The organism is Pedosphaera parvula Ellin514 (assembly GCF_000172555.1).
Taxonomy (GTDB): domain Bacteria; phylum Verrucomicrobiota; class Verrucomicrobiia; order Limisphaerales; family Pedosphaeraceae; genus Pedosphaera.
In genome coordinates, this window is the sequence record NZ_ABOX02000026.1 from 52,355 (window position 1) to 69,542 (window position 17,188).

At 54.5% G+C, this 17,188-nt stretch carries 15 protein-coding genes; 7 read left to right on the top strand and 8 right to left on the bottom strand.

Going from position 1 to position 17,188, the window contains the following annotated elements:
• Positions 1-191 precede the first annotated feature (191 nt).
• The 7 genes from CFLAV_RS18975 to CFLAV_RS19000 all read left to right on the top strand — a co-directional run bounded on the left by CFLAV_RS18975 (position 192) and on the right by CFLAV_RS19000 (position 9,470).
• Positions 192-677, top strand: a complete 486-nt coding sequence (locus CFLAV_RS18975) for a YajQ family cyclic di-GMP-binding protein (RefSeq protein ID WP_007416417.1) — start codon at positions 192-194, stop codon at positions 675-677.
• Positions 678-1,023: 346 nt separating this feature from the next.
• On the top strand, positions 1,024-1,239 hold the full coding sequence (locus CFLAV_RS18980; RefSeq protein WP_007416419.1) for a hypothetical protein: 216 nt from the start codon (positions 1,024-1,026) through the stop codon (positions 1,237-1,239).
• Positions 1,240-1,591: 352 nt separating this feature from the next.
• A complete protein-coding gene (locus CFLAV_RS36975) occupies positions 1,592-1,726 on the top strand; it encodes a hypothetical protein (protein ID WP_272941488.1) in 135 nt (44 codons plus the stop codon).
• 428 nt (positions 1,727-2,154) lie between these two features.
• Positions 2,155-6,012 (top strand): LamG-like jellyroll fold domain-containing protein, encoded by a 3,858-nt coding sequence (locus tag CFLAV_RS18985; RefSeq protein ID WP_007416421.1) that lies wholly within the window; start codon positions 2,155-2,157, stop codon positions 6,010-6,012.
• Positions 6,013-6,301: 289 nt separating this feature from the next.
• Entirely contained in the window at positions 6,302-7,324 is a 1,023-nt protein-coding gene (locus tag CFLAV_RS18990; RefSeq protein WP_007416422.1) for a hypothetical protein, read from the top strand.
• Between the two features lie 34 nt (positions 7,325-7,358).
• Positions 7,359-8,228, top strand: a complete 870-nt coding sequence (locus tag CFLAV_RS18995) for a hypothetical protein (protein WP_007416423.1) — start codon at positions 7,359-7,361, stop codon at positions 8,226-8,228.
• A gap of 285 nt (positions 8,229-8,513) precedes the next feature.
• On the top strand, positions 8,514-9,470 hold the full coding sequence (locus tag CFLAV_RS19000) for an alpha/beta hydrolase (RefSeq protein ID WP_007416424.1): 957 nt from the start codon (positions 8,514-8,516) through the stop codon (positions 9,468-9,470).
• 86 nt (positions 9,471-9,556) lie between these two features.
• On the opposite strand, the gene CFLAV_RS19005 is transcribed toward CFLAV_RS19000, so the two are convergent.
• From CFLAV_RS19005 to CFLAV_RS19040, 8 genes are all read right to left on the bottom strand, one after another.
• Positions 9,557-10,573, bottom strand: coding sequence for a class I SAM-dependent methyltransferase (locus CFLAV_RS19005; protein WP_040549426.1), 1,017 nt, complete (start codon positions 10,571-10,573; stop codon positions 9,557-9,559).
• Positions 10,574-10,718: 145 nt separating this feature from the next.
• A complete protein-coding gene (locus CFLAV_RS19010) occupies positions 10,719-11,000 on the bottom strand; it encodes a hypothetical protein (protein WP_160164617.1) in 282 nt (93 codons plus the stop codon).
• A gap of 223 nt (positions 11,001-11,223) precedes the next feature.
• On the bottom strand, positions 11,224-11,556 hold the full coding sequence (locus CFLAV_RS19015; RefSeq protein ID WP_007416428.1) for a hypothetical protein: 333 nt from the start codon (positions 11,554-11,556) through the stop codon (positions 11,224-11,226).
• Between the two features lie 298 nt (positions 11,557-11,854).
• Positions 11,855-12,253, bottom strand: a complete 399-nt coding sequence (locus CFLAV_RS19020) for a hypothetical protein (RefSeq protein WP_007416429.1) — start codon at positions 12,251-12,253, stop codon at positions 11,855-11,857.
• 71 nt (positions 12,254-12,324) lie between these two features.
• The gene (locus CFLAV_RS19025; RefSeq protein ID WP_007416430.1) at positions 12,325-14,103 is read right to left on the bottom strand and encodes a hypothetical protein; all 1,779 of its coding nucleotides are present in this window, start codon (positions 14,101-14,103) and stop codon (positions 12,325-12,327) included.
• Between the two features lie 170 nt (positions 14,104-14,273).
• Positions 14,274-14,561, bottom strand: a complete 288-nt coding sequence (locus tag CFLAV_RS19030) for a DUF3175 domain-containing protein (RefSeq protein ID WP_007416431.1) — start codon at positions 14,559-14,561, stop codon at positions 14,274-14,276.
• 424 nt (positions 14,562-14,985) lie between these two features.
• Positions 14,986-16,032, bottom strand: a complete 1,047-nt coding sequence (locus CFLAV_RS19035; RefSeq protein ID WP_007416432.1) for an alpha/beta fold hydrolase — start codon at positions 16,030-16,032, stop codon at positions 14,986-14,988.
• A gap of 81 nt (positions 16,033-16,113) precedes the next feature.
• Positions 16,114-17,148, bottom strand: coding sequence for an aldo/keto reductase (locus CFLAV_RS19040; RefSeq protein ID WP_007416433.1), 1,035 nt, complete (start codon positions 17,146-17,148; stop codon positions 16,114-16,116).
• Between the last annotated feature and the right edge of the window lie 40 nt (positions 17,149-17,188).

Sequence of the window (17,188 nt, forward strand, 5' to 3'; positions counted from 1 at the left end):
CTGTAAGGTCACGGCGACAGGAACTCGCATGGCGTACACCCAATAATTATTTTACCGGCACCAATACGGGACAACCTATTTAGCCTATCAATCGCGTTCGGACTGGGTCAATGAGAAAGCCTTCCGACTGAGGTGGCATACGTGCCCGCACTTCCCGCTTTCTTTTTGGCCAAGGCATCTTATTTTAAGGCATGCCTTCGTTTGATATTGTTTCAGAAGTGAACTCGATGGAAATCGAGAACGCCGTTAACCAGGCCAAAAAGGAATTGGCCACCCGCTTTGATTTCAAGGGGAGCAACGCCGAGATCGTCCTCGAGAAAAATGAGATCAAACTGAGCGCCGAGGATAATTTCAAAGTAAAGACGCTCGTTGAAATGGTTCTTGGCAAACTTGCAAAACGTCAGATCAGCCTGAAGAACGTGGACAAGGGCGAACCCGACATCTCACCCTTGGGACATGCCCGCCAGGTTATTAAAATCAAACAGGGACTCGAAACTGCGATCGCCAAACAGGTCACCACTTTCATCCGTGATTCCAAACTGAAGGTAACCACCCAGATTCAGGGAAACGAAGTCCGGGTTTCCGGCAAAAGCCGGGATGACCTGCAATCTGTTATCGCCGCCGTGCAAGGTCACGACTTCCCCGTCTCCCTACAATTCCAAAACTTCCGGGATTGATCCGAGCCTGCTGCCAGCATTATCTGCACAGTCGGAAAATGCATCGACCCTGCCGATTCGCTTGATGCCTCCATGATAATAGAACCCACGATGGCATTCGCGCAGCAGAGCCGATTCAACCAGAACATGGCAGACGTTATCTCCTTCTCCCTTTGAAATGGGAGAAGGCCGGGATGAGGGAAGATGCGCTCGGGCTCTTCGTCGACTCGGGGACCTCCCGCACCTCCAACCGGGGTTGCTCCCCAGTCGCAGATCGCCTTGAACTGCCTACTCGACGCTGGTCCAGCCAACCAAGTGATCAGGCACTGATTATGCTCCCTCATCACATCGAAATCTAAGATTTATTATGCAAGCCGAAGCATTGATTAAATTGATCGAAGAAATGATCGAAATTAAAGTCCGGCAGCAGGCCGGAGCCAACGCTGCCATCAACTCCAAACTCCCCCCTGAATTAGCCCAGCTGATAGCCCGGACCAAAGTGGCCGATCGCGACCGAATCCTCCGTGTACGGAGCGAATTGCTGCAACTTTTGGGAAACGGAACCGGTGGGTTCGCTTCTTAAAGTGAATCTATCCTGCAATGGACTGAATGAGCCGGCCGGGTAATCGCCGAAGCTTTCACCGGCGAGATAAGCCAACCTACTCCTGGCGAAAAGCAAATGGCCTTGAAATGCCAGGCACCGTGGCAACGGACGTTTGCTCCTGGAATGAAATGGTTTTGATTACCTTGATCACCAATCACCCCGCTTTGTAGTGCGATAATTGCAACGAGTCCTTCGACTGGGCATCGTTGTCTTAATTGCGGACAACATGGGGAGGAAAGTTCCCTGATAGTGGAGCGGCGGAAGTCCAGCAGAGCGCACTCTCGGCATGGTGTTTTAGGTTGGCAGATTTAGTTTGCCAGACTTATACCGAATGCCAAAAGAAATTTCCGAATGGCAGGAGGGATTTTGGTTTGAGGCAAGGCGGAGACCGCAGGCGCTATCCTTTGATAGCGACAAGGGCGACAACGCCGCCTCAAATCAAAAGCACCCTGCAGCCAACGACTAATGAATTTTCTTGTCCCCAAAGCCATGACTTTTCAGTCTCCATTTTCCTCAAATTTATTTCCTTCGTTCATTCTGTTTCTTTTCCCCATTTCGGAAATTAATTTTGGCATTCGGTATAGATCATGGTTTGCAAACTGGGTGTTCAAAAATCTGTGTGGGTTAAGCAACTTCTGAGTAAACCATTGTACAGCAGAACTGATAAGGGATGTCAGTTGGGCCATGACTAATGAATCCAGTTGATCTCTGGCTGGAATTCTGTAGTTTTCGCCCAGAGCGTATATTCAATCCAGACTGCCCGTCGAGGGGCGTTGATGGTTTCGGAGGACGAACCTCCCAAAAGTAATTGCATCCCCCCTGCATTCATGCAGCGCACTTGTAAAAAATCACGCTCACGTTCGGAATAAAGCGGTCTGTTTAAATTTGTAACAAATGACTTCTCTGTTTGGTGACTTATTTCGGAAGGCGCGGCAACGCGCAATTTTCATCATTCGCCTCGGCGCCATTGTGACAATACTTCAGGCCGTGAGCTTCAACCCAGCCGCCGCGTCGCCCCCACCCGGCTATTACCTGGCATGGGGTGATGAATTCAACGGAACGTCACTGGACACGAGCAAATGGACCTATTGGTTGCCCGGAAAGTGGAACGATGCCGTGAATGTCACCAATGCGGTGACCGTTAACGGGAGCAACCTGGTCATCACGACGTATAGTGCCCAGGGAACCAATTATTCAGCCATGCTCGCCTCACAGTTTCACTTTCATCCGCGCTACGGTTACTACGAGTCGAGCATCCAGTGGGGCAACTCAAACGGAAATTGGTCGGCCTTTTGGCTGAGGTCACCGACGATGGGCACTTACCTGGATGACGCTTATGTGTCCGGCGGGGAAATGGACGTCTGCGAACATCGCTACGTGGGCATCTACGGCACCAACATCAGCAAAATTGTTTCCGACAACATTCACTGGAACGGCTACGGTGCGGCTGAGCAAGACTCAGGCAGCCCCAACGTGGGCAATGTCGCCACAGGCTTCCACACCTACGGACTTCTCTGGAACGGCGGCACCTACTCCTTTTCCATCGACGGCGGAGAAGTATGGAACGCCAACGGCACCGGCACACCAGTCTTCGGCAGCGATGCCTACGTAATATTAAGCAGCGAAGTGAATGACACTTCGACGACCTGGGCAGGCTACATTCCTGCCAGCGGTTATGGCAGCCAAGCAACCAGCACCGTCAAAATGACTGTCGATTACTTCCGATACTACGCGCCAACCAATGTCCTCTTCTGGACGGGCACCAACTCAACTGCATGGAACAACTCCGCGAACTGGGTTGCCAATCTAACGCCTGGCGCGGCAAGCGATCTCACCTTCTCTTATCTGAGCGCCAATCTGAACAGCGTTTTGGGAGCCAACATGACTGTCGATGGATTGGTTTTCCTCGAAACTGCCAACAGCGCTTCCATTGGCGGCGCAAATACGCTCACACTCGGTTCGGGCGGCATTGACATGGTGGCGGCGAATCAGAACGTCGCGCTGAACGCACCCATCACCGTGGGCAGCAATCAAAGGTGGACGGTTGGCCGCAATAATCCCGGCAATCGTTTGACCGTCAACGGGAACATTGGCGGCACGGCATCTCTGACCAAAGCTGGCTACGGCACCTTGGTTTTGAACGGAACGAACAGCTTTTCTGGCGCGTTGAACGTGGATACTGGAGGCTCAGCCACGAACGACGGCAAATTAATCATCACCAGTTCCGCCGCCATCGCCAACGTTGCTTCGCCAATTTTTATTCGCAACACTGGCACGGCAGTTTCCACACTAGAGCTTTCGAACAGTGTTGTCGTTTCGCAGAACGTCAGCCTGGCTGGCCGTAATACAAATGCGGCCGCCATCGAAGCACTTTCGGGTTCCAACTCTCTGAATGGCGGGATTACCCTAACCGGGGGAGGCTCGAACTACGTGCTCCAGTCTGACTCTGGTCTGCTTCAGGTAAGCGGCTCGATCTCAGCCGGCAGCACCGCCACTGGCCCCTGTATTCTGACGTTCCAGGGGAGCGGAGATTTTTCCATTCCAGCCACAATCCAAAACGGCAGCTCCTCGGCACTCAGCGTCGTGAAAACCAATTCCGGCACACTGATACTTTCGGGGCTGACTACCTACACCGGCGGCACCACCAACTGGGGCGGCACCTTGTTCGTCAATGGTTCGCTCGCCGGTCAATTGGTGATCATGGGTGGTGTCCTGGTTGGCGTCGGGACAGTGGCTGGCGACACCACGCTTCAAGGCGGTGAGATTTCTCCGGGCAGCGCTGTCACCAATTCCATCGGCAAACTTTCCTTTGGTGGCAACCTGACTCTGGGACCGGGCGCTGTGACTGCCATGGAAGTAAGCGCGACTGCGCAAACCAACGATCAATTGAACGTGGCAGGCACCTTGAACCTTGGAGGAACTTTGTATGTGATAAATCTGGGAGGCACGTTCGCGCCCGGCCAGAGCTTTAAACTCTTCAACAGCGGTAATTGTGTCGGAACATTTTCCGCGCTGGTTCTCCCGTGGCTCAGTGCCGGGATGGCATGGAATACGAACGACCTGACGAATGGCATCTTGTCCATCGCACCTGCTCCACGGCCATTAGGACCGACGACGGCCTACGCAGCAGCCATCCGCGCCTATCAGCCCGCCGGATACTGGCCATTGCAGGAGACCAACGCTCCCGCCTCCGCGGCCACGGAAACCAACCTCGGTTCGCTCGGCTCCGTGGGCAATGCCTATTACGTCGATACCAATCCAACCGACGTCACGCTGGGCGTCCCGGGCGGTCTGGCGGCGGATACCGACACCGCAGTGGCGTTCAATTCGGCAGCCCAGACTTTCGCGTTTGTACCGCGCGCCAGTCCGACTTTGACCCTTATGCCGCCCTTCACAATTGAAACCTGGTTCAAGCCGCAGACGGCGGTTTATGGCGTCATCCTGGGCGAAGGCGGCGGTGCCAGCCTGAATGGTGGCCCAACCTATGGCGGCTTCCAATTTGGCTGGGCGGGTGGCAACAAGACGCGGTTTGAATCGCAGCTGTATCATTATGGCATCAATGCCAGCAGCCTGTTTGATACTCCTACGGGTTATTCTGTGAATACCTGGTGCCACTACGTCTTTACTTACGACACCTCCTCCACTGCCACTATGTACGTCAACGGGCAGGCGATGGCCAGTGCCACCCTCTCATACGTTGCCGATAATTGGTCCCCGCTTACCATCGGCAATGGCAAATGGAACGGCCTCGGTGCCCAGCGCGCGGTCAATGGAACGATTGACGAGGTGGCCGTGTACACGAACCTCCTCTCACCGTCAGACATTTCAGCGCACTACTCCGCCGGCACCAATAATGCCCCAGCGACTGCCTACAAGCAGTTGGTCCTGAACAATCATCCGTTGCTCTATTTCCGGATGAATAATCCGGGTTCCAGCATACCCGGCCCGGCGCCAACTCCGGTCGCGGTCAACTTCGGCTCTGCGCCGGTGGATGGAGCCTATCTTCCGGGAACTGTTCCGGCTGGCGTCTCGGGCCCCTCTGCCACAGGCATGGGAACCAATCCCGCGGCTTGCATGCTCAACGGCATCTTCTCCTGCATTGACGCCGGCTACGACACTGCCTTCAATCCGACAAACACCCAGCCGTTTACGGCCCTGTTGTGGTTCAAAGGCTATCCTGCCGATAGTTCCGTGCAGACCCTTATGGGCCATGGTGCCACCTCGTGGGCGATCAGTCTGGACGGTTCCACCGGAGACTTGATCTGGAATTCGGGCGCCGGCTTTGCCACCTCACCCAATGTATACAACGACGGCTCCTGGCATCAGGTGGCAGGCGTTTATGACGGTGCAACTAATTATTTGTATGTTGATGGCGTTCTGAGAGGGGCAAACGCGGCGACCGGCACCATCGCCGGGAACACGAACAATGTGTATCTGGGCGGCGACCCCGACAATACGAGGGTAGGAGTCAACGAGCGTTACTTTGCCGGGGCCATCACGCAAGCCGCCTTCTTCACGAACGCGCTGAGCCCGGTGCAGATTCAGGCAACTTACCAGGCCGCCCTCACTCCCCCGCCGCTGTCATTGGGCATCCGGAATGTGAACGGCAACCAGGTGGAATTGAATTGGAATTACGGCACCCTGCAAGCCGCCAGCAATGTCAACGGCCCATACACTGATCTTCCGGGAGCGAGCCAGCCTTACACCATTCCAACCACCAGCTCGCAATTATTTTACCGTGTCCGGCGTTGAGCTTGGTCGAGGCAAATTCATAGTCACCAACAACTGGGTCAGGTCAAATTGTTGACACTCGTTTGAAGCGGGAGTGTAGATAAGTTGATCTGACCCGTTTATTATCGGCGCAACACGGCCTACTACCAACGGAGTATGTCGTCATGATATTTCCGCCGGATTCCCCCGACACTGCGACCACGTTGGTTCCAAAGTGCTATTGTGGCATTTCCAAGGTGCGTATTACAACTGAGGCGCTATAAAACAACGCCTCACGGCGAAAGCAGAAAAATTAAGCGGCCAAACGATTATGCAAAGAATTTCGAACCTTTTAACTGTGGCTGCCGCTTTTGGCTGCCTGAACTTCATTACCATCACCGCTCATGCGCAAGGCAGCCTCACGCCGCCGCCCGGTGTTCCCGCACCGGTGATGAAGTCGCTGGATCAAATCGAAGCGCGCACGCCTCTGATTTCAGGAGCCCCGGGTGTCAGTTATGCCAACGGCCTCTACACCATCACCCAGCCGGGCGGCTATTACCTGACCGGAAACCTGACCATGACCAATAAAACTGGCGCAAGTTTCATAACCTTTCTTACGAATAATGTGACCCTGGATCTCAACGGCTTTACGTTGTTCGGCACTGCCGGCAACATGGGCACTGCAATTGATGGCTCTGGGTTTGGATACCGGATCTTCAACGGTCACATCGTTGGCGGCACAACCCAAACCAACGGTGTATTTACCAAGGCAGGCTTCTACAAGGGAATCGAGACCTTTAGCGGCAATGTTAATTTCGGCACAGACACAATCATTTCCGATATTACCGTGCGTGGTGTTAGAGATCGCGGAATTCAAGGTTCCTTAAACAGCGTTGTCGAGCGTTGCCTCGTGGACACAGCGGGTGCTGAAGGAATGATAGTCGGATCCGTCCGCGACAGCCGTGCCATCAATACCAGCGCTGATGCCATCGAGGCTGCGGCAGTCATGAACAGCGTGGGTAAATGCGTCGGGACGGGTAATGGAATCTCCAGTTATTTGGCTGAACCTTGCAATGTTCAGAATTCAACCGGCGAGGCGGTTAGCGGGGCTGGGATTTTTGCAAATAATGCCATCAATTGCCGGGGCAAGAGTGTGTCTTACATTGGGTTGACTGCCAACACCGCCTTGAACTGTTCTGGTGAAAGCACAAGTGGAACCGGCCTTTCAGCATACGTTGCTAATTCCTGTACAGGCAACCGCACTGGCGGCACTGCGATTCAGGCTAACATTGGTATCGCCTGCATCTCGCTCGGCGGAACGTTCAGTATCACTTCCAAGTACAACATGCCTTGATGGAGCGGTGTATTCACAATAAACCACAAGGGGCATGAAAACGTTTACCGCTCTTCTCACATTGGCCCTGGCCGCTTCGGCCAACGCCCAATCAACCGTCGCTGAAGACGAAAGCTATGCTTGGGGCACCAACCTTGGCTGGATCAACTTCCGCGCCGATCGTCCCAACCTCGGTGATGGCGTCCGCGTGGCGGATACATGCCTCGGCGGCTACGTCTGGTCCCCCAACATCGGATGGATCAATTTTGGTGATGGCACGCCAGCCAACAACCTGCGCTATGCCAACACCGATTCCAGCGATTACGGAGTAAATCAGGATGGTGCCGGGAATCTTTCGGGCCTGGCCTGGTCGCCAAACATCGGCTGGATCAACTTTGGCTGGGCCAACACCGCCAATCCAAACCGTCCACGCTTTGACCTCTACAGCGGCGAATTCTCCGGTTATGCCTGGAGCGCCAATTGTGGCTGGATCAACCTTGGCTCCGGCCTGCTTCGCACGGAAAGCATCGCCATCACGGATAGTGACGGCGACGGAATCTCCGACTCCTGGGAGTTGGAAAAAGCCGGCAACCTGACGACGCTTACCGCCGAAGGCGATGCCGATGGTGATGGTCTGAAAGACAAGGCCGAGTACATCATGGACTCAAATCCACTTGTTCCCAACGAGGGACTTCGCATCCTGTCTGTGGCGCACAATGTCGCAACGCATCTTTCGTTGGTGGAATGGACCAGTCGTCCCACCCGCACTTATGCCCTTCATCAGAACACAGATCTGGCTGCAAACTTTTGGAACGACCTGGGCACACGGCCCGGTTCATCGGCGGCATCGACTACAGCACAAGTTTTCTCGTATCAACCGTCTGCGTTCTACCGAATCGAAGCAAAATTGCCACTGACTCCTTGAAGCAACATCAGTTCTATACCGAAGCCGAAAGAAATTTCCGGATGGCAGGAGAGATTTTGGTTTGAGGCAAGGCCGACAACGCCGCCTCAAATCAAAAGCACCCTGGACACCTGACTAACGAGTTTCCTCTTCCTTAAGGTCATGGCTTTTTCAGTCTCCACTTTCATCCGGCTTATTGCCTCCTTTCATTCCGGTTCTTTTCCCCATTCCAGAAATTAATTTTGGCATTCGGTATTATTCACGATTGCTTCGATAGTGCGTCATGTACAAGCTCTGGAGATTGTGATGAAGCCTTGGATTTTTACTCTCTGTGTTGCGTTTGTATTTGCGTTTGGCGATCTGCGCGCGCAGACGAATGTTTGGCAGCCATCACCGGGACATACGCAGGTGTCGATATGGCCGGGGGCGGTGCCGGATGCGCAGCCGGTTCCAGGGCCGGAGATGGCTACGACCGTAACGAACAAATTGATTGCCGGTAAGCCGTGGCTTCGAGTGGACAACGTCTCGCAGCCTACGATGACGGTCTATTCGCCGAAGGGAACGAATACGGGCGTTGCGGTAGTCGTGTTTCCTGGGGGAGGCTACAATTGTCTGGCCATCGATCTTGAAGGCACGGAGATCTGCGAATGGCTGGCATCCAAGGGGATCACGGGTGTGCTGTTGAAATATCGCGTGCCAGGTTCGGGACCGCATTGGGATCCGCAACGTAAGCGCCGCGTCGTTCCGAAGGTGCTGACGGCGTTGGAAGATGCGCAGCGGACGTTGGGGTTGGTACGTTTTCACGCCGCTGAATGGCATATTGATCCGCACAAGATTGGGGTGCTCGGGTTTTCGGCAGGCGGACATTTGGTGGCAGCCATCAGCACGCGTTTTGACAAGCGTTTGTACCGGGCTGTAGATGCGGCTGACAAGAAAAGCTGCCGCCCTGATTTTGCGGTGCCGGTTTACCCAGGACATATGCTGGAGGACACCTCTACAGAGTTTGAGTTGAATCCGACCATTCCTGTTACCGGCAATACGCCGCCTACCTTTTTGCTACAGGCGGAGGATGACCCGGTGGACGAGGTGAGGAACTCGCTGGTTTACTACACTGCGTTGAAGAACGCTGGGGTTCCCGTGGAAATGCATTTATATGCGCAGGGCGGACATGCATATGGGCTGCGACGCACGAAGTTTCCGATTACGGGCTGGCCTCAGTTGGTGGAGACATGGCTGGGAACAATCGGGATGACTCCGCAGTAAGACACAAGTTTTGGCGAGTAGTGTCGAATGACGGTTGGAAGCGACAGCCTACTGACAGTTTCACTGTCAGTAGGCCATTCCGACTCTCAAGCCACCGCGATTACCGCAGTCTGCACTGACGACGGCAGCGAATGTTGCGTTGTGTCACTAAAGCCCGCGTCGTTGAGCATCTGTTGAAACTCCGAAAAAGTGTAAGCATCCCCTTCCGGCGTGGTGCCGAGCATGACCAGGCTGAATTCAGCGGCGGGCGGTGGAGTGATGCGGTCGGCGTTCGGCATGAACTCGATGATGACCACGCGGCCACCCGGACGCAACGCGGCGTGGACACGGCGAAGGAAACGCGTGCAGTCGGCGAGGTTGAAATGATGCAGGAAGTTCGGCACAAGCACCGCGTCATAGTCGCGGCCTAGATCCACGGTGAAGGCATCGCCGACGATTTTGCTGAACCGGTTTCCTAGTCCGGCCTTCCGGGCATTTTCCTCCGTGATGGCGAGCACGGCTTCCCAATCGAGCGCGACGAGGTGAGCGCGGGGATTTTTCTGTGCAACCGCGATGCCGTAAGCGCCGTGACTGGCCGAGATGTCGAGCACGCGGGTGTCCCGGGCGGAATCGAGCGGTGTGAGATCAGCCGCGCCGCTCGCTGCCGGGCCCATCATCGGCCCCATGCTGCGGGCAAATTCGATCCAGGCCGGATGATCGGGGGCGGTGGTGCCCTGCTCCGAGGTGTGAACGCTTCCGCGACGAATCGTGGAAGCGAGATCGGTGAAGGCTTCAGTAATCGCCGGAGAGAGCAGGAACTTCACGGCCGAGCCAAAGTAGGCAGGCGAGTTTTGATCCAGAAAAACGGCGGATGATGGTGTGAGCGAATAACGGGAATCGGCTTTTTCAAGGAAGCCCATGATCGTCAGATTATCGCTTAGAATGCGGATGCCGCGCTCCGGGCATTTGCAACGCGCCGCGATTTCTGCTGCGGTCGCGGGAGTTTTGCCGATAGCTGTAAACAGGCCAAGTTCAATGGCAGCCTTCAATGCCCCTGTCTTTTGGTGGGCAGTGACGACTTCCATAAATAGTTGCGGTGAGGGTGGGTTCGTGGGGTTGGACATGAGATTAAAATTTGCTTTCTCTGAAGATACCGGCGCTCAGGCGGGTGGCAATAATTATCGAGTGAGGTCCATCGCACTGACGTTGCGGAGTTCGCCTAAACAGCTGCTCTTGACAAGAGCAATTAGCTACGTGAAAAAATCCGCATCAACTGACCTCAAACTTGAACTCCTTCTGGTCTTTGCCGTCTCGACTAATAAATGTGACGTCGACACGTCCTAGCTGGAGAAACAATGGGCGAAGCGGCTCCTCTTGCTGAATCAGAGACATCACGTAGGTCATCAAACTTTCCTCGTGCTCCGGCCCCGTCACAAAACCGATCGTGATCTCGCCACACATCTCAGTATGCTGGGAATACCATTTGTAAATGGTGTCCACCATTAGACCAAACTCCGTCTCAACGTTGTCGCCGGGACGGATGGAGACCATGAACCCAATTCCCTGCAAGTTACGGCCGTCTCGGACGAATTGTTTAGTGCCTGCTTTGACCATAAAATCTACCTGCGGTATTGGCGGAACCCGACGACCGGGCTGTAGCGTAGTGGTTCAAAGCGAATCCGCCGGCGACGGCAAGCGACAGCAAAAGAAAACGGCGTGATTTACTCATTAGTCGTCTTATTGTTTATTCCACCAGGATTTGAAATTTGCCCCTTCAGCGTTTGCATATGTCCAACTCTCGAATCAAATCTTCGCGTGTGTGAATCCTTGGTCCCGGCTCGACGGAAACTGTGTCATCAAAAATACTCCGCAACAACTCTGGCCGGTGCTCGTCTGTGGCTGCAAGCGAAAAACTATCCGGCGAACACAAAATACCAAACATGGTGCGTCTTGTCGGACTCGCCAGAATTGGGCGCAATACTGCTGCTCGCTCATCAATGAATGTATAAACGCCATCCTCGACATCAATGACCTCGCAATAGCGGTTGGCTTCAGAAATATCATCAACCGCCCGCGTCGTGGAATCATTTTCAAATATAAGAATCATAACGCACCTAGGCCTTATGGCTTGGCGAAGGGTTTAGCAGGGTGTTTGGATCCGATATAACGCGCGTTGCTTCGCGTGAGCGGAGTAGAGCCAAAATGTTAGAGGTCCCAAGTGTGATCGAAGAACCATCAATAACATGAAAAACGAAACAAACGCCCATGAGCAAAATCGTAAATTACATCAGACTGGACGTCCATAGAGAAGTATCGTGGTGGATGTCGCGCCTTGTGGGCAGCGAAGATTAGGAATCGGGATTATCGGAGGCGCGCTCGATGCTGCAGCGCATGGTTAGTCAACATCAGTCGACTTTGTCTCCTGTCATTGTAATCCATCGATCGCTCCCATCTGGTGCATTCAAATGAAGACTGAAGGTGTTACCCAGAACGTACACGCCGTCATCGCGAAAGTATCCGCTAATCCGCGACTTGGTATCGGCGACAGGCCAGCCAACGAATCGGTCGAGTGTGGACTCGGGCGTGCCGGAGGTGAAAGTGTCGATCAAATCATCAAATGCTTCCATGCGCTCCGTCATCGGCCGTGTCTGATCCCGGTAGGTCGCTGCCAATGCTTGACGCTGCGGCTCAAGGCGGGAATCACGAAGACCGACACAGCCAAAGCAGAGTATCGCAACCAAGAGTCCAAGTATTGTGCTAATCTTTGTCATACAGCCGGTGGCCTGACCAATAGATGGGTTCATGTTAGCGGTCCGAAGCTAAGCGGCTGCGCGAAGGACGACAAGCGCAAATCGGCTATGCCATCCACGGTTATTTATGAGATGACTTCCAGAATTAAAGTGCCTCCCGGCCCGACAACAATCTCAAGAGAATTTTTTGAGCGAGCCATTCCCGTTCCGGGTGGCCAGGCGTGAAGGACTTTGGCGGATTTGATGAGGAACGTGGCCCGCAACGTGTCGCGTTGTGCGCATCCATCGTCAAGGAGGCTGCCCACGTTTTCAACATCGCCGCGCCGCGCACCCCAGGGATTATAGAAGCCAAGGATCCACGCGCCGTCCTTGTGCCGATGGTTTATTTGCATTGGGAGATGCGTGCTCCGTTCGAAAGGAGAGAGCTTTTTGGCGCTCGCGATGATTTGCGTCAATTGCTGTCCCTGCGGAAAAACGTTCGCGTTTGGATGTGTTCCTGCGCCGACTTGGATCGCTTCCTGGTAGCGTGTCCAAACTTTTTCCGATGCGTCGGATGGAACAATGTCGAAAATTTCAGGCACAACGCATGGGGCGTAACAATCGGCTTCGGCGATGCCTGAGTTTTTCCGCGCAGCGCATCTCGCGTCCTCGGCGCTGCTTTGAAACAGGCCTTTCTTGATCTCCATCCACAACGCAGCATCGGGTGTCGGAACTCGGGCATCGAGCGCCAGCGCAAGAGGCGTATAAGGCTCGCCTACGTCGGGATGTTTTTCCTGAAAATCGAGCAACGCCTCCGTGACGCGGCCGTAACTCGACAGCCGGGCACTTTCCCAATCCAAAAGGTTGCATTCCGCCCCCCACTCTTCGTGGAGGGTCCATGCGCCTGAAAGGTAAGCGTGGAAAAACATTCGCCGTTGCAGGGCGCTCGAAGGGCCGCGTTCAGGCCCCATCGGCCAGCCGGTTCCTTCAAAGAAGCTTAAGGGACACTGCCATGACCACTCCTTTTCCGGAACCATCGCGGTGCATCCTTCCGGTCCCCACGGTGCATAGAAAATGCCCCATGGTTTGCCCGCCGCCCGGGCCGCGCCCCGCAGACTGGCAATGGCAAATTGTGATTTCGACGATGCCCAGGGTCCCAGTTCCGCGATGCACCGTCGGGCGCCGAATTTGTAAAACTGATGCCATGTCCGTTCGCCGTTGGCGCTGCCTTCGCAATAGCTCGCGCGCGAACCGAAGCGTTCACTCTGACGGTGAAAGTTCCGTTCGATTTCCCGCCAAAAATCCGCGGCATCCTTCGGATGCACCCGCCCGGCATAATCGTCCAATGTGCCATATTCCAGACAGCGCGGCGCTGTTTTGCAGGTAAAATAACTCCGCAATTCCTCAGGCGAAACAGGCTCCGTCCTGAATTTTTTATTGGCGGACACGAACCGGTCCCAGTCATTGTGCGTGTTACAAACCGTTTCATGGACCTGGCCGCCCAGGAACTTTACCCCCAGCAATGCCATGTACGCCTCGACCAACGATTGGTTGTAATCGGAGGAGTTATAGTGCGATCCGCCCGTCACGCGATCCACGATGAATTGGCACCGCCGCTTTTTGAGAATGCGATTCAACTCGCCGCCAATCCGGGCTGTGGAATTAAATCGCGACTCTTCCGTCGCCCATGGTGAATTGACCAGACGGATGCCATTGGTCCGCCGCAGTAAACCCGACCTTTCCAGTCCGCGCCAATAGCGCCCGGTCGCCTCGTAAGTGTGCAGGAATGAAAAGGAATCGCGGGTAAAAACCGGGGTCGTCAGCTCGGAACTCTTTGCAAGCGCCGAAAAAGGCGCGCTCATCAGTGCACCGCCGATTCCCAGCGCAGTGTTTTCCAAAAACGTCCGGCGTGTCATTCCTTTCATGTCTTTGAAAGACGCGGTCGAATATGAATTATTCAGGTGTTATATCGTGTTGAAGCTTTGATTGTGCCAGACTTGCCCGAGGTTGTCAGGTCTTCTATTTGGGTGCGCTGCCTGCGAGTCAGAGTGACTTGAGTTGACAACCGCTGGCACTTCGGTTTACGCGCGCGGCCTTATTCCTGATGAAAGACTTTGCGCAACTCAGATTTTGCCCGGACCAGCGATTTTTTCTGCTTGGCAGAAAGATTCCCGCCCGCACGATTGATGTAGAAATTGAGCATGGACATCGCCGACTGATAGGGACTGGCTTTGCGTCGCGTGCTGGCTTCAGCGGAATGCTTCAAGGAAAGCGCGATTCGATGTGGGCTGCTCTGCTTGAAAACATTCGGTTCCAGATCAAGTGCATTGCTGTGCCGGGTGACCTCGCCGGACCATCGCTTTTTGTTCGACCGTGATTTCATCTTCAGCCTCGCTTCTTGAAAAACTGCACTTGGCGCTCGTGCCGTTTTGCTGCTGTCAGCGTCGTAAACGTTCCGAGATTTCGGCGTTTTCCCGTTTTAGGATTCAGCTTGCGCGAATAGAGACGATACCCACCAGATTTTAGTTTTCTAATCATGGCTTCATGGAATTAATACCAAAACTTACACCCTCTTCTGCGCAACGCTCCATAGGGTGAACTTGCACCTGCATTTCCATCCACACCTACCTCAACAGTGAATCAAACCGAGTATTTCCACGCCTCAATTCGACCGCATTTTGGAAATGAACAGGAGCTAACGGAGAGAACTGGATAAAAACAGAGACCGAAGAGAATCTCTTCGGTCTCTGTTTATTCCTATTAAACCTGCCTCGCCTCAAAGCCAGATATCCTGCCCGCCGTTCCGGTCAGAGGCTATCCACTTCCATGATTGCTTTTGCAAAGGCTTGCGGCGCTTCCTGGGGAAGGTTGTGTCCGACACCTCCGTTGATAACTCGATGTGCGTATTTGCCGGAGAATTTCTTCGCATACGCGCTGGCATCCGGGTGCGGTGCTCCATTGGCATCTCCTTCCAGGGTGATGGTGGGGACCGTGATAACCGGAGCTGCGGCAAGCCGCTTTTCAAGGTCATCGAATTTTCGCTCGCCTTCGGCCAGGCCGAGCCGCCAGCGATAATTATGGATGACAATGCTGACATGATCGGGGTTATCGAAGGACGCCGCACTGCGCTCGAAGGTGGCATCGTCGAAATTCCATTTTGGGGATGCCAGCCTCCAAATGAGTTTCGCGAAGTCCCGGCGGTATTTGTCGTAACCTGCGCGACCGCGTTCCGTGGCAAAATAGAATTGGTACCACCATTGGAGTTCAGCCTGCGGCGGCAACGGCGCCTTGTTGGCTTCGGGGCTGCCAATCAAATAACCACTGACGGAGACCATCGCCTTGCAACGTTCAGGCCAGAGCGCTGCCATGATGTTGGCAGTGCGCGCTCCCCAATCAAAGCCGCCGATGATCGCCTTGTCGATCTTGAGGGCATCCATTAACGCGATGCTATCGACGGCAATCACCGATTGCTGGCCGTTCCGCACCGTTTCGCTCGAAAGGAAGTGCGTCGTTCCATAACCTCGCAGGTAAGGGACAATCACCCGGCAGCCCTTGGACGCCAGCAGCGGGGCCACATCCACATAGCTGTAAATGTCGTAAGGCCAGCCGTGCAGGAGCAGGACCACAGGACCATTGGCCGGGCCATCTTCCGCGTAGCCGACATTCAGGACGCCGGCGTCGATCTGCTTAAGTGAAGTGAAAGAATTGTGTGTTCCGGATTTGGCAGCAGTCGCGGCGGGTTCGTCGGCCAAAGCGGTCCTGCCGAGTTGCATGGCAGCGACACTTATCGCTGTGTTGCATAAAAAGCTCCGGCGACTGCAAGCTGCTTCATTAGACTTATCATTTGTATTCATTTTGCTGTATCACGTCTCAGACGTTAGTTGGATTGTTTGTTCGCCTTGGCAAAGTGCAATTCCATTTTAAACTGCAGTCGCTCAGGCAATGATCTTGTCCGCCATGCCGCCATACATAAGGTTTCGCGGCAGTTCTTTGGCGAACATGCTCTGCGGGAAGCCGAGGTCAATCCGGCTGGCGTCATCCAACGCTTTGACTTGTACGGCAGAAAGCGAGAGCTCCAGACTCGCAAGGTTGTCATTAAGTTGTGAAAGCTTTCGGGCGCCGATGATTGGAATAACGGGCACCGACCGATAGCGTAGCCATGCCAATGCCACCTGCGCCATGCTGCGGCCCGTCTCTTGAGCAATGGCCTTGACTGCCGCCACGATGGCCGCCGCTCTCTTTTCCTCGGGCATGAACTCCTTCATCATATCCGAGCTCATGCGACTGCCTTCAGCGGAGCCCTGGCCGTGGTATTTGCCCGTGAGAATGCCGCCGGAGAGCGGAGACCAGGCAGTCACGCCAAGATTGAGCGCCTGCGCCATCGGGATGAGTTCCCGTTCGACCGTTCGCTCGACGAGACTGTATTCGATTTGCAATCCGACGAATGGCGACCAACCGCGTAACGAGGCCAGTGTGTTGGCTTGGGCGATCCACCACGCCGGGGCATCGGAGATGCCGACATAAAGGATTTTTCCCTGCCGAACCAGATCGTCCAACCCGCGCATCACTTCTTCAACCGGCGTAATCTGGTCCCAAATGTGGACCCAGTAGAGATCGATGTAGTCGGTTTGAAGCCGTTTCAAGCTGGCCTCGACCGCCTGCATCATGTTCTTGCGTTGATTACCGGCGGCATTGGGGTCCGTGCCTGGCATGGCGTTGGTATATTTGGTGGCGAGCACGATGCTTTCGCGGTGTCCCTTCATGAACTCACCGAGAAACGACTCGCTTGAGCCGTTGGTATAAACATTGGCGGTGTCAATGAAGTTGCCACCTGCCTCGCGGAAGGCGTTATACACTTTTTGAGCCTCTTCCTTTGGCGCGCCCCAGCCCCAATCCTCTCCAAAGGTCATGGTGCCGAGAGCCATTTCCGATACGCGCAGTCCTGAATTTCCGAGCAGTCGATATTTCATACTTATTTCCCTTTCTGGTTGTGTTTTGATTGCCGCCATG

Coding starts and splice junctions, on each gene's coding strand:
- CFLAV_RS18975 (WP_007416417.1), top strand. CDS start 192: ATGCCTTCGTTTGATATTGTTTCAGAAGTGAACTCGATGGAAATCGAG.
- CFLAV_RS18980 (WP_007416419.1), top strand. CDS start 1,024: ATGCAAGCCGAAGCATTGATTAAATTGATCGAAGAAATGATCGAAATT.
- CFLAV_RS36975 (WP_272941488.1), top strand. CDS start 1,592: ATGCCAAAAGAAATTTCCGAATGGCAGGAGGGATTTTGGTTTGAGGCA.
- CFLAV_RS18985 (WP_007416421.1), top strand. CDS start 2,155: ATGACTTCTCTGTTTGGTGACTTATTTCGGAAGGCGCGGCAACGCGCA.
- CFLAV_RS18990 (WP_007416422.1), top strand. CDS start 6,302: ATGCAAAGAATTTCGAACCTTTTAACTGTGGCTGCCGCTTTTGGCTGC.
- CFLAV_RS18995 (WP_007416423.1), top strand. CDS start 7,359: ATGAAAACGTTTACCGCTCTTCTCACATTGGCCCTGGCCGCTTCGGCC.
- CFLAV_RS19000 (WP_007416424.1), top strand. CDS start 8,514: ATGAAGCCTTGGATTTTTACTCTCTGTGTTGCGTTTGTATTTGCGTTT.
- CFLAV_RS19005 (WP_040549426.1), bottom strand. CDS start 10,573: ATGTCCAACCCCACGAACCCACCCTCACCGCAACTATTTATGGAAGTC.
- CFLAV_RS19010 (WP_160164617.1), bottom strand. CDS start 11,000: ATGGTCTCCATCCGTCCCGGCGACAACGTTGAGACGGAGTTTGGTCTA.
- CFLAV_RS19015 (WP_007416428.1), bottom strand. CDS start 11,556: ATGATTCTTATATTTGAAAATGATTCCACGACGCGGGCGGTTGATGAT.
- CFLAV_RS19020 (WP_007416429.1), bottom strand. CDS start 12,253: ATGAACCCATCTATTGGTCAGGCCACCGGCTGTATGACAAAGATTAGC.
- CFLAV_RS19025 (WP_007416430.1), bottom strand. CDS start 14,103: ATGAAAGGAATGACACGCCGGACGTTTTTGGAAAACACTGCGCTGGGA.
- CFLAV_RS19030 (WP_007416431.1), bottom strand. CDS start 14,561: ATGAAATCACGGTCGAACAAAAAGCGATGGTCCGGCGAGGTCACCCGG.
- CFLAV_RS19035 (WP_007416432.1), bottom strand. CDS start 16,032: ATGAATACAAATGATAAGTCTAATGAAGCAGCTTGCAGTCGCCGGAGC.
- CFLAV_RS19040 (WP_007416433.1), bottom strand. CDS start 17,148: ATGAAATATCGACTGCTCGGAAATTCAGGACTGCGCGTATCGGAAATG.